This window comes from Thermoplasmata archaeon (assembly GCA_035632695.1).
GTDB lineage: Archaea > Thermoplasmatota > Thermoplasmata > RBG-16-68-12 > RBG-16-68-12 > RBG-16-68-12.
In genome coordinates this window covers 1-12,765 of record DASQGG010000132.1, presented here as the reverse complement: position 1 = coordinate 12,765, position 12,765 = coordinate 1, and the positions used below count along the sequence as shown (strand labels likewise).

The following is a 12,765-nucleotide window of genomic DNA, read 5'->3' as shown; positions in this document are numbered from 1 at the left end:
CCTTTATAAGCCGCGGGGCCCTCGCCTCCATGGACAGCCCTCGGAGCGTGAGCCGGGGCGCTGACCGGGTAGAGCGGAGCGGACCGTGAGCGGATTCGGCAGCCAGATGCAACGGCAGCTGGAAGAAAGACTCAAGGAGACGGCTCGGGCGCGGCAGGCGGCCGAGGAGAGACTCAAGGCCGCTCAGGAGGTCCTCGAGGCCGCCCGGAAGATCGACGCCAACGTGGTCGAGGCGGAGAAGGTCCTTGCCGAGGCGACCGCCGCGATCGGGGCCAAGGACTACAAGCTCGGCGGGGAGAAGGCGGCCGAGGCCGCGGAGCGGGGCAAGCGCATCTACCACGAGCGCGTGTCCGCGATCATCGAGTCGGGTTCGGGCCTCGCGGCCCTCGCGAAGGGCGTCGGAGCGGACGTGTCCGAGGCGGAGGCCACGCTGACCAAGGCCCGGGACGCACTGACCGCCGAGAACCTCCCCGACGCCGTCGACCTCGCGAAGAAGTCCTGGAAGCGGAGCGAGAAGATCCTCTCCGAGCATCTGTCCTCGAGTTTCTCCAAGGTCCAAGCCCTCATCCTCTCGGCCAAGAACCTGGGTCGGGACGTCGTCCCCGTGGAGGACCTCCTGTCCCGGGCACGGACCGCGATGGAGGGCGACAACTACGCATCGGCCCTCGAGTTCACCAAGGAAGGACTCGAGATGATCACGGAGGACCTGACCTCCGCGCTAACCAAGGAGGCGCGCGAAGCGGAAGACCTCCTCCGGACCGCGCAGGAGCTGGGAGCCGACGTCACGAAGGCGACGACCTTCCTCGAGCGGGCCCGGTCCGACGCCGCGAACCTCGAGTTCGAGAAGGCGAACAACGCGGTCCGGCAGAGCCGGGCGGAGTCCGAGAAAGCCCTCCAGCGCAGCCTCGAGGGCCGCCTGACCGACTTCAGCAAGTTCGTCCAGGAGGCCCGCGCCCTGGGCGCGGATCCGGGGGCCTCGGAGGACCACTTCGCGAAGGCCCAGGAGGCCCTCAAGGCGGGGAACTACCGGGCGGGCGCGCAGCTCGCCAAGCAGGGTTTCCAGGCGCTCCAGGACGCGCAGTTCCAGCGCGTCGTCGCCTCCATCGCCGCGTCCCGCGAGAAGTTCGTCGCGGCCGTGAACCTGGGCATCGACCTCAAGGGGCCGCTCGACGATCTCGGGAACGCCCGCGCGGCGCTCCAGCGGAGCGCGTTCCGCGAGGCGATCGGCTGGGCGCGGAAGGCGGACGAGGCGGTCGACAAGACCGTGGCCGAGTACCGCCGCGCCCAGGAGCGCCTCAAGGAGTTGCACCGGGCGTTCGCCGAGGCGGAAGCGCGCGGGGTCGACGCGAAGCCCGCGCGGCGCCTCGCGGAGCAGGCCCGGGACGCGTACCAGAAGCACGATCTCGGCGCCTTGGAGGCCGCCGTGGCCTCGGCGCACGACGAGCTCCGGAAGTCGGAGCGCGAGCAGGTCATGCGCACGATCGAACGCGCGGAGTTCATCCTCACGGTTGGCGAACAGAACGGCGCCGACCTCGCGGACGCGTCCAAGATGCTCGAGGATGCGATCGTCGCGACGAAGGCGAACGAGCACCGGCGCGCCCTCGACCTCGTCGGCGACGCGGAGGCGAAGGCGGAGTCCGCCATCCAGAGGCATTTCGCGGAGCAGACCGCGATTCTCCGCAACGCGCTCCCTCACATCGGGGAGGCAGCGCCAGAGCTCAAGGCGATCCTCGCGCGCGCGGACACCTCGATGAACGCCCGGGATTTCGAGGCGGCGTTCAAGGGTCTCGAGGAGGGCCGCCGGCTTGTGGAGAGCCAGACGAAGACCGTCGCGAGCCAGATCCTCGAGTCCCTCGGGCTCGTGGTCCAGCTCGGCGCGGACCTCGGCGTGACGGTCCAGGCGGAGGAGTCCCTCCTCCGCGAGCTCAACTCCGACCTCGCCGCCGGGAAGGTCGCGGACGTGGTCGCCGCCCGCGAGCGCGTGCAGATCCTCCTGGCCACGACCGTGGAGAACCTCGCCACCGCGGTCCGCTCGCGCATCACGCAGGCCCAGGGCCTCCGGATTGACGTCGACGAGATGACGGACTTCCTGCGGCGAGCCCAGATCGGACTCAGCGTCCAGAACTACGCGGAGGGGCTCAAGCTCCTGAAGGAGGCGAGCGACCGCGCGAACAAGGCCACGGCCCAACACCGCCTGGCCCAGGAAGCCCTGTCGGGGGCCGCCGCCTTCGTGGCCGAGGCGCGCAAGCACAACGTGGACGTGGTCAAGATCGTCGAGGAACTCGTTGACGCGAAGAAGGCCTTCGAGCGTCATGACTACGCCCGCGCGATCGAGCTGTCCGCCAAGGCGAAGGCGGACACGGAGAAGCTCAACGTGCTCTACGCGTCCGCGCAGCGAATCCTGTCCAACAAGGAGAAGATGGAAATCGCCTCGCGGCTCGGAATCGATGCGCCGCACCTCCGCGACCTCGCGTCGGAAGCCAAGGAGGCCATGAAGGCGAAGGAGTACGACGCGGCCCTCGCGTCGGCCACGCGCGCGGACGAGCAGTTCGTCACGCTGATCCGCGAGAAGATCACGGCCCTGCTCACCACGTCCCAATCCGTACTCGGTTCCGTGGAAGGGGTGAACCTGGCCACGGCCGGCGACGAGGTGATCCGGGCACGCCAGGCCCTCGAGGCGAACGACCTGACGCGGGCCGCCGACCTCGCCCTCCACCTCCGTGAGACCCTGGAACGCCTCAAGAAGCAGGGGGAAGAGGCGGACGCCACGATCCGGCGCGTCCGGGAGACCGCGGCGGACGCGGAAGCCATGAGCCTCGAGGTGCCGGGGACCCTCGAGCTCCTGGGACGGGCGGACCGCGCGTACAAGATGGGCCAGTTCGAGGAAGCCATGGACTACGCGGCCCAGGCCGAGGCGGAGATCGCTCGGGAGCGCGACCAGGGCATCGCGGCGACCATGAAGCGATTCGAAGAGTCCATCGCCCACGCACGCAAGGAAGGCACGGACACCCGGACCGCGGAGAAGCTGTCCGAGCGGTCCCGGGAGTTCTTCCGCGCGAAGAAGTACCGCCAGGCGCTCGCCGCCGCGTTGCAGAGCGAGGCCGAGGCGGAGCGCGTCGCGCTCCAGCAGGCCATGGCCTCCCAGGCCGTCGCCACGATCGAGGGGAAGCTCCGCACCCTCGGCCGGCCCGCCCCGGCCGCGGAACGGCTCGGGGAGGAGGCCAAGAAGAGCTTGGCGGCAGGGGACTACGTGAAGACCCTGGACCAGGCCATTCGCGCATCCGACGTCCTCGCCGAGTTCCGCATCGCGTTCGAGGAGGCCCAAGAGGTTCGGATCCGCGCCGCGGCCTTGCGCCAGACGGCGCGGGAGATCGGCGCGGAGGCCGGCAAGCTGGACCGGTTCATCCGCGAAGGGGATGAGGCCCTCGCCAGCGGCGAGGTGGAATCGGCCCGCGCCTCGTTCTCCCAGAGCCTCGAGTGGGGCATCGGGCTCGTCCGGGACCACCTGAAGGAATCCCTCGCGAAGGCCGAGGAGTTCGTCGCCCTGTGCCGGAAGGTCGAGGTGGATCCGACGCCCGTCCAGAACAAGCTGTCCGAGGCGCGCACCCAGATCGAGGCCGAGAATTTCGCGGTCGCGAACGCGCGGATTCGGGAAGGACGGGAGGTCGCGCAGAGGGAGCTCGGCGCCCTCCTGAACCGGACCCTCGCGAACGCCGCGGAGAGCGTGGCCCACGCGAAGAAGCTGGGCTCGGACTCGCGGAGCGCGGAGGATCTCCTACGCCAGGCGCGGGACAAGGCGGCGCAGGGGGAGTTCGAGGCCGCCCTCAACGTGGTCGGCCGCGCCGTGGAGCACGTGGAGAGCGCCAAGATCGTCGAGAAGCGCTTCGTGGACCTCACCTTCAAGGCGGAGACCACGATCCGGAACGGGAAGAAGTACGGCATCGACATGCATCCCGCGGAGCGGCGGCTCGCGGAGTCGATGGACCTCCGCCGACGGGACATCGCGGAGGGGATCAAGGCCGCCGAGGACGCGTACCGCATGGCCTGGGACGCGGTCGAAGCGTTCGCGCCGAGCCTCAAGGGGATCCTCGAGGTGGGATCGGCGAACCTCAACGAGCCCACGGACGCCAAGCTCACCTTGGAGAACGTCGGGAAGGGGCTCGCGAAGGACGTCCGCGTGCGGATTCTTGGGGACGCGGAGGCCGAGGGCCTCCCCGAACTCCCCGCCCTGCGCGCCCACGGGCACGAGGTGCTCACGTTCAAGCTCAAGATGACCGCGCCGGGTTCGGTCCCTCTGGCGCTCCAGCTCGTCTCCCATCGCGTCTTCGACGACAAGGAGTACGTTCAGGAGACGATCGCCCAAGTCGACGTCGCGGAGACGCCCCAGGAGCGCCCGCAGAAGCTCGTGGCGAACCTCGAGTCCCGCTGTCCGATCTGCAAGGGCGCGATCAAGAAGGGGTTCAAGGTCCTCCAGTGCGCGTGCGGTCGGGACTTCCACGAGCTGTGCGCGTCGCGCGTGGGACGCTGCCCCGTCTGCTTCCGACCGCTCGGGAACCCTGCGGAGTGATCAGGCGAGACGGCCCGCGGCCTTCTCCGCCGCCGCCACGAGCGCTCCCGTTCGCATCCACCCGAGGATGTGCTCCACGTCGCCGGACAGGGAGCGGTCATCCTCCAGGGGAGCGACCTTCGTGCGGAGCAGGTCGCGCGCGGCTCGGGGTCCCCTCCCGGCCTTCAAGGGCTCCAGGAACTCGAGGCCCTGCGCGGCGGCCAGGTACTCCAACGCGACGACGCGCTGCGCGTTCTCCAGGGCGGCGCGGGCCTTGAGGGCCGCGGACATGCCCATGGGGACGTAGTCCTCCTGGTTCGCCGAGGTGGGGATCGAGTCGGCGGAGGCGGGATGGGCGAGGACCTTGTTGTCGCTCGCGTACCCCGCGGCCACATACTGGGCGACCATGAGGCCGCAGTTGAGCCCGCCGCGGCGCGTGAGGAAGGGCGGCAGCTCGCTGAGACGACCGTCGACGAGGCGGGCCGTGCGCCGCTCCGAAAAGCCGGCGACCACGGCCATGGCCAGGCTTAGGTGGTCCAGGGCCATGGCGACGGCCTGGCCGTGGAAGTTGCCGCCGCTCAGGCTCTCGGCTTCCTCCGGGAACAGGAGCGGGTTGTCCGTCGCGGAGTTCATCTCGATCCGCACCGCGCTCTCCGCGAAGTCGACCGCCGTCCGGCACGCGCCTAGGACCTGGGGGATGCACCGCAGGGAATAGGGATCCTGGACCCGATGGGCGCCCTTGTGGGACGCGACGATCCGGCTGTCGCGAAGGAGGCGCCGGAGATTCGCCGCCACCTCGCGCGCCCCGGGTTGCGGTTTGAGCCGCACGTACCGGTCGTCGTAGGGGACGGGCGAGCCCCGCAGGGCCTCGAAGGAGACAGACGCGGCGATCTGGGCGTCCTTGAGGAGGCCGTGGCCGTCGTGCACGGCGAGGGCGCCCACGGCGGTCATCACGGAGGTGCCGTTGATTAGGGCGAGCCCTTCCTTGGGCTCGAGGACGATGGGCTCGAGGCCGGCGCGCTCGAGCGCCCGCGCCCCGCCGAGGATCTCGCCGCGGACGTCCGCGCGCCCTTCGCCGATGAGCACGAGGCTCAGGTGGGCCAGGGGTGCGAGGTCGCCGCTCGCGCCGAGGGATCCCCGAGACGGCATCGCAGGATGGACGCCCCGGTTGAGCATCTCCAGGAGGAGGTGGACCACCGCGCGGCGCACGCCGGAGTGCCCCTTGGCCAGCGTGTTCGCCCGCAGGAGGAGCGAACCCCGGACGACCTCCGTGGGCAGCGGGTCCCCGAGGCCGACCGCCGTGCTCCGGATCAGGTTGAGCTGGAGCTGCTTCGCGTCCGCGTCCGAGATGACCACGTGCTCGAGCTCGCCGAAGCCCGTCTTGATCCCGTACGCCACGGTGCCCCGCGCCAGGATCGCCTCGAGGGTCCGGCGTCCCTCGTCCACGCGCTTGGCCGCTGCCGGCGCGAGCCGGACCTTCTCCTCGCCGCGCGCCACGCGCACGAGGTCGTCCACGGTCAGGGAGCGTCCGTCCACGGAGAGCATGGGGTTCCCGCGCGGGCATCCCGCATGCGGCGTTAAAGCTTTGGCGCGCGAGGCCGGCAAAGGCGTTAAGACGGGCGGGGCCATGGGGACCGCGCGCATGGAGATCGTCTTCCTCGGCACGTCGGGGTCGTGGCCCACGCCCAAGCGGAACGTGAGCGCGATCGCGGTCAAGCGCGGCCCCGAGGTCGTCCTGTTCGATTGCGGCGAGGGCACCCAGCGACAGTTCATGGCCTCCAAGCTGAGCTTCATGCAGGTCTCCCGCGTTTTCCTGACCCATTTCCACGGCGACCACTTCCTCGGCCTGCCCGGCCTCATCCAGAGCATGAACTTCTTCGGCCGCGAGGCGCCCCTCGAGGTGTTCGGGCCCGCGGGCTGCGAGGCGCTCGTCCTTGAGCTCATGTCCCTGGGCCACTTCAAGGCGGGATACCCGGTGAAGGCCCGCGACCTCTCCCCGGGCGATCGCGTGGAGTGCGGCGAGTACGCCGTCACCGCGTTCGAGGCGGTGCACACGGTGCCCGGGCTGAGCTACGCCCTCGAGGAGACGGAGCGCCCCGGCCGCTTCGACCTGGAGCGCGCGCAGGCGCTCGGCATCCCGCCGGGCCCCCTGTACAGCCGGCTTCAGGAGGGCGAGACCGTGACCGTCGGCGGGAAGACGGTCCGCCCCGAGCAGGTTCTGGGGCCGCCGCGGCGCGGCCGCAAGATCGTGTACACGGGAGACTCCATGCCCCACGAGGCCCTCGTGACCATGGCCCGCGGGGCCGACGTCCTGATCCATGACGCGACCTCGGACGCGGCCCTCGAGGAGAAGGCGAACCGGTACGGCCACTCGTCCTCCCGCCAGGCCGCCCAGGTGGCCAAGGACGCGGGGGTAGGTCTCCTGGTCCTGACCCACCTGAGCCCGCGCTACGAGGACCCGACGGTCCTGCTGAGGGACGCGAAGGCGGTCTTCGACCGCGTGCAGCTCGCCGAGGACTTCGCGGAGATCGACGTGCCCTACCCGGACTAGGCACCGGCCATCGCGGCGCGGGTCGCCCGCACGAACCCCCGCAGCTCGGCCTGGGCGCGCGCGACGTAGGCGGCCACGAGGCGCTCGACCTCCTGTCGGGCGCGCGCGCTGCGGGCGGGCCCGACGTACGCCTCCACTTGCTCGCGACGCCCACCGCGGGACTCGTAGTGCCAGAAGTAGAGGTACGGCCGGCCGTGGATCGTCTTCTCGCAGTATCCGCATCCCAGCATCACGGAGACACCACGGAGGGGGTATGGGTCGCGCAGGCTTCAAGTTATCGTTGAATAACGATAACATCCACGCTCGACCGCACCTTCCGCCTCCGCGGTCCCGAGTCCTCTCACAGGAGCTTCATCAGGTCCGACTTGGTCACGATGCCCGTGACCTCCCCCTTGTTCGTCACGAGGACCGCGTTGTAGTGCCGCAGGAGGCCCGCGGCGAGCTCGACGGGCGCCTTGGAGTCCACCTGGGGGAACGCGGGCTCCATGACCTCCTCGACGCGGATCCGGGCGAGGTCCTTCGGGTCCTTCCCGGACAGGATCAGGTTGTTGATCACCTTGTCCGAGATCGATCCCACGGGATGGCCGTTGTTCATCACGGGCATCTGGGAGAACTTCCAGCGCCGCATCTCGTCCACCGCGGTCTCCAGGGGCAGCTTGGCCTCGAGGTACTGCACCTTGCGCGTCAGGACCTGGTCGACGAGCGCCTTTTTCTCCTGCTTCTTGAGCTCGGCCTGCAGGGCGTTGTACACGCGTCGGGCGACGTCGTAGGACGGGTTCATCTGCTTCTTCTCGATCTTCACGATCGTGGACTGGCTCACGCTCGACAGGCGGGCCAGCGCGGTCTGCGTGAGCCCGAGCGCCTTCCGAAGGCGCGGGATCTCCTCGAGGTCGGGCAGCATCCCCCCGCGCACCGCCGCCGCCCTACATATTCCTGTTGGAATGTCCCCTGCGACAGGATGTTCATTCGAATCGGAGGGTCGCCTATTCCTATCGAGGAATAGTTATGCCTCCGCCGTTATTCCTCGGCCGCGGTCGCGTGCGCGACAACAAAAGCCATATATCCCGCGACTCGCTCCGCGCCCTCACTTCGAGGAGGCCTCCCGTGCCGCGGAACATCACCGTCGAGGAACTCGTGCACACGCCGATCGAGGAACAGGGAACCGAGATCATCGAACGCAAGGGCGTCGGCCACCCTGACAGCATGATGGACGGGATCGCCGAGGCGGTCTCCCGCGCTCTCTGCAAGATGTACCTCGAGCGCTTCGGCCGGATCCTGCACCACAACACGGATCAGGGAGAGATCGTCGGCGGCCAGAGCGCCCCCAAGTTCGGCGGCGGCATCGTCCTCGAGCCCGCGAACGTGATCCTCGTGGGCCGCGCGACGACCATGGTGAACAGCGAACGCCTCCCCTACCGGACGGTGGCCGTCGAAGCGGCCCGGGACCAGATCCGGAAGACGTGCACGAACCTGAACGTGGACGCGGACGTGATCATCGACTGCAAGATCGGCCAGGGATCCGTGGACCTCCGCGGGCTGTACGACACGCAGAAGCAGCTCGCGAACGACACGTCCTTCGGGGTCGGCTTCGCGCCGTTCTCGGAGACGGAGACCCTCGTCCTGAAGACCGAGGAGCTCATCAACGGGCCCCTGAAGAAGGACCTCAAGGAGGTCGGCCAGGACATCAAGGTCATGGGCGTCCGCAAGGGGGACCGGGTCCGCCTCACGATCGCCGCGGCCATGGTCGACCGGTACATCCCCGACAAGGACCACTACAAGAACGTGGTCCAGGAGCTCAGGGAGCGCGTCTTGGACAACGCGGTGAAGCACACGGACCGCGAGGTCACCGTGGACATCAACACGGGCGACAACTACGACGCGGGCATCTTCTACCTCACGGTCACGGGCCTCTCCTGGGAGAACGGCGACGACGGCAGCGTGGGCCGCGGGAACCGCGTGAGCGGCCTCATCACCCCGTACCGTCCCATGTCCATGGAGGCGGCGGCGGGCAAGAACCCCGTGACCCATGTGGGCAAGCTCTACAACCTCCTCTCGTTCGACATCGCGGACCGCATCGTCAAGGAGAACCCGGGCAAGGTCAAGGAGGTCTGGGTCCGGATCGTCTCCCAGATCGGCAAGCCCATCGACGAGCCCCAGGCGGCCACGGCCCAGATCATCCCCGAGAAGGGGACGAAGCTGTCCGCGTGCAAGAAGGAGGCGGAAGCCATCATCGACGAGGAGCTCTCGAAGATCTACCGGCTCACGGACCGGATCGTCGCGGGCAAGACGCGCTGCTTCTGAGCGCGCCGCCCTCCGTCATTGCCCAACCTATATATCGCGAGCGCCCGGTTCCTATCCGGGTTGGGGCCATGAACGAGGACGTCGCCTTCATCTACGACCAGATCGACAAGCACAGCGCCTGGTTCGCGAAGTGCCTCCCGATGATCGCGTCGGAGAACGTGATTTCGCCCCTCGCCCGCGAGCTCCTCCTCTCCGACTTCGGCGACCGCTACGCGGAAGGGCTACCCCACGAGCGGTACTACCAGGGCAACCTCTACACGGACGAGGTCGAGATCCGGGTCACGGACCTGGCGAAGAAGCTCTTCCGGTGCCGCCACGCGGACCCGCGGCTCATCAGCGGCACCACCGCGAACATGGCCGTGTACTTCGCCCTCCTGCAGCCCGGCGACATCATGACCTCGGTCGCCCTGGCGAACGGGGCGCACATCTCCTCGGCGAAGTTCGGGGCCGCGGGGATGCGCGGCGTGAACACGATCAACTATCCGTTCGACGTGGAACGGATGAACCTCGACGTGGACGGCACCGCGAAGCTGATCAAGCTCGTCAAGCCCACGGTCGCCGCGTTCGGGCAGAGCGTCTTCCTGTTCCCCACGCCGCTCCGGGACCTGGCGGACGCCTTCCAGGAGGCGGAGTGCCGCGTCTGGTACGACGGGGCGCACGTCCTGGGGCTCATCGCCGGCGGCAAGTTCCAAGACCCGCTCCACGAGGGCGCCGACGTCCTCACGGGCTCCACGCACAAGACCCTGCCCGGCCCCCAGCACGGCATCATGCTCTCCGACTCCGCGGACGAGAAGTTCATCCGGCGGCTCCAGCGCGCCGTGTTCCCCGGGGTGCTCTCGAACCACCACCTCCACGCGATGGCCGCGTTGGGCGTCACGCTCGCCGAGGCCCTCGAGTTCCAGCGAGCGTACGCGGACCAGATCGTACGGAACTCCCAAGCCTTGGGCCAGGCGCTCCACGAGAACGGGATCAAGGTCCTCGCCGAGAAGGCGGGATTCACGGAGAGCCACGCGCTCGCCTTGGACGTGGCCGCGCAGGGAGGCGGCGCCAAGGTCGCCCTGGACCTGGAGAAGGCGAACATGATCTCGAACAAGAACCTCCTCCCGTGGGACACGTCGCCCGTGAAGCCGTCGGGCATCCGCCTGGGCACCCAGGAGCTCACCCGGCTCGGGATGAAGGAGCCCCAGATGCGGGAGGTCGCCGCGCTCTTCGCCCGGGTCGCCGTGAAGAAGGAGGACTCCGCGAAGGTCGCCGCGGACGTGGCGGCGCTGCGCACGGAGTTCAACACGGTTCATTTCTGCTTCACGCCGAACGCGGAGGCGCACCGGCGGTGGCGGATGGTCTGAGGCTCACGGTCGGGACCTGAGGACGAGGTCCACGAGGCGATCGAACGCGTCCTCGACCCCGGCCCCGGTCTTCGCGCTCGTGAGGGACCAACCCCAGCGGCGGGCCTTGCAGTAGGCGTCGATCGTCTCCGGATCGAGCCGCCCGTCCCCCTCGAGGTCTGCCTTGTTCACGACCACGTACGTGGGCACGCTGCCCGCGACGGTCTGGATGGAACGCGACCACGCGTCGAGCTCGCGGAGGGTCTCCTTCCGGGTGATGTCCGCCACACCGAGGATGCCGTGCGCGCCGTGGTAGTACGCCTCCTTGAGGAGGTCGCGCAGGGTCGGGGTCCCCATGATGTCCCACAGGATCAGGTTGATGTCCAGGGGCTCGCCGGTCCTCGGATCCTTCGCGGCGAGGTTCCGCTTCGTGATCTTCGTCCCCAGGGTCGCCGTGTACCGGTCCTCGTATTCGTCCAGCACGTAGCGGCGGATCAGGGAGGTTTTGCCCACCATGGCCTCTCCGGCCATGCACACCTTGAGCTTCATCACGTCGGAGGCGGGCGTCATTCCTCGATCGCCTCGCCGTGCCGTCGCGCGGAATCGGCCTGGTCCGTCTCCCCGCACATCCGGTGCACCTTCTCCTTGAAGAACCACGCCCCGGGGTAGTCGGGGTCGATCACGAGGACGCGGTCCAGGATCGAGAGGCCCTCGTCGGGCCGGCCCGCCTGGACACGCAGCGCCGCGAGCACGAACAGCGCGTCCACGTCGTCCTTGTCCTTCTCGAGCGCATCGTGGACGAGGACCGCGGTCGGGGGCCGCACCATGGGCGGCTGCCGCGTCTCGCCGTCACCTTCGCGCAACGCCGGCGTACTCACTCGCCCCCCCGGGTCGGCCCGCGCAACCCACGGATGCTAGTTAAATCTTCTTGGACGTCGCTCGACGGCGGCGGCCCAGGCCGCGCCGCCCGCGTCATGCGAGCTGCACCCTCCAGGGCGAACGGAACGCCCCGCCCAGGAGGCGGACGAGGGCCTCGTCGACGCCTTCGAGGCGTCGCAGGCTGCCGTCCCACGCCACGAGCGCGTCCCAGTAGCGGACCTCGATGGCCCGGACCGCGGCGAGCATCTCGGGGATCAGGTACTCCACGTCCCCGTGGGACGCGACGGCGGCAAGGATGGTGAGCTCACCGCGCACGACGGCCGCGCGTCGGCGTCCGAAGCTCACAGCGTCCAGGGAGGCCTCGCGCTGGAACGAGTCCCGCACGAACTCTTGGATCGCGACGAACATTGAGGCCACGATATCGTCGTCCTTCTGGAGCTCGGGCGTCCGGCTGACGTGGCGGATGAGCAGGCCGCTCTTCGTCATCAGGAAGACCTCGTCGATCACGATCTTCCGCTGCCCCAGGTAGAGGAGCACGACGAGGGTGGCAAGGATCGCGCCGAGGCCGATCGCCGCGCCCGCGATCAGGTTCGGCGCAGAGAGGGCGCTCGTCTGGACCACGTATAGGGGGGACGACTGCGCCTTGATGGGGCCGAGCGCGTGACCGTTGAAGTCCTCGTACGTGAGCACCACGCGGATCCCGACTGCTGTGCCCGCGGTGAGGTTGCTCGCGACGATCGCGTCCAGGTTCACGCTGAGCTGGGCGCCCGGCGGCAGGCTCGGGAACGTCGTCGTGAGGTTCACGAGCCCCCGTCCGGGTTGGAGCCCAAAGTCGAGCTCGATGGCCACCGCCACATGGAAGGCGGTCCCCGTCCCGTTCGCGTCCTGGGGCAGGTTCCCCGTGGCCTCGTTGGTCGCGTTGATCCAGTACTTCACGATGTCCCCGCCGCGCGCCGATTCGGAGGGCACGGAGTCGATGGAGACAATCCGGACGATGGAGCCCGCGATCCACACGCTCGCGTTCGCCCCTGCCTCCGAGATGCCGAACCCCGTCGTCGAGGCGGCGCTCGCGGAGACCACCTGGTAGCGGCCCACGGTCGCGTTGGTCGGCGCGTGGGCGGGGATTCCCCACAGGTACGTCCCGGACCGGAGGCCGTCGCGCT

10 protein-coding genes are annotated in these 12,765 nt (G+C 69.1%); 4 read left to right on the top strand and 6 right to left on the bottom strand.

From position 1 onward, the window contains the following. The first annotated feature begins 85 nt into the window (after positions 1-85). Complete coding sequence (locus VEY12_08555) at positions 86-4,567, top strand: hypothetical protein (GenBank protein HYM40174.1); 4,482 nt, start codon at positions 86-88, stop codon at positions 4,565-4,567. Here the strand turns inward: VEY12_08555 and hutH are convergent, their stop codons facing one another. Continuing rightward, positions 4,568-6,091 carry a histidine ammonia-lyase gene (hutH, locus tag VEY12_08550; GenBank protein ID HYM40173.1) on the bottom strand — a complete coding sequence of 508 codons (1,524 nt, stop codon included), beginning with the start codon at positions 6,089-6,091 and terminating at the stop codon, positions 4,568-4,570. A 97-nt stretch (positions 6,092-6,188) separates the two neighbouring features. Here hutH and rnz point away from each other — a divergent pair, with 97 nt between their 5' ends. Beyond that, complete coding sequence (gene rnz / locus VEY12_08545; protein ID HYM40172.1) at positions 6,189-7,097, top strand: ribonuclease Z; 909 nt, start codon at positions 6,189-6,191, stop codon at positions 7,095-7,097. Here the strand turns inward: rnz and VEY12_08540 are convergent. Continuing rightward, positions 7,094-7,330, bottom strand: coding sequence for a hypothetical protein (locus VEY12_08540; GenBank protein ID HYM40171.1), 237 nt, complete (start codon positions 7,328-7,330; stop codon positions 7,094-7,096). The two genes, rnz and VEY12_08540, sit on opposite strands and share 4 nt — an antisense overlap. Positions 7,331-7,437: 107 nt before the next feature. Then, positions 7,438-7,998, bottom strand: coding sequence for a CBS domain-containing protein (locus VEY12_08535; protein ID HYM40170.1), 561 nt, complete (start codon positions 7,996-7,998; stop codon positions 7,438-7,440). 203 nt (positions 7,999-8,201) lie between these two features. Between VEY12_08535 and VEY12_08530 the strand changes: the two genes are divergently transcribed. Continuing rightward, entirely contained in the window at positions 8,202-9,398 is a 1,197-nt protein-coding gene (locus tag VEY12_08530; GenBank protein ID HYM40169.1) for a methionine adenosyltransferase, read from the top strand. Between the two features lie 68 nt (positions 9,399-9,466). Next, the gene (locus VEY12_08525; protein HYM40168.1) at positions 9,467-10,744 is read left to right on the top strand and encodes a serine hydroxymethyltransferase; all 1,278 of its coding nucleotides are present in this window, start codon (positions 9,467-9,469) and stop codon (positions 10,742-10,744) included. A 3-nt stretch (positions 10,745-10,747) separates the two neighbouring features. Here the strand turns inward: VEY12_08525 and VEY12_08520 are convergent, their stop codons facing one another. The 3 genes from VEY12_08520 to VEY12_08510 all read right to left on the bottom strand — a co-directional run. Further along, positions 10,748-11,293, bottom strand: coding sequence for a Rab family GTPase (locus VEY12_08520; protein HYM40167.1), 546 nt, complete (start codon positions 11,291-11,293; stop codon positions 10,748-10,750). Continuing rightward, the gene (locus tag VEY12_08515; GenBank protein HYM40166.1) at positions 11,290-11,586 is read right to left on the bottom strand and encodes a tetratricopeptide repeat protein; all 297 of its coding nucleotides are present in this window, start codon (positions 11,584-11,586) and stop codon (positions 11,290-11,292) included. The genes VEY12_08520 and VEY12_08515 overlap by 4 nt, the downstream gene beginning before the upstream one ends. 109 nt (positions 11,587-11,695) lie before the next feature. Further along, positions 11,696-12,765 (bottom strand): hypothetical protein (locus VEY12_08510; GenBank protein ID HYM40165.1); only part of this gene is annotated, 1,070 nt, incomplete at its 5' end.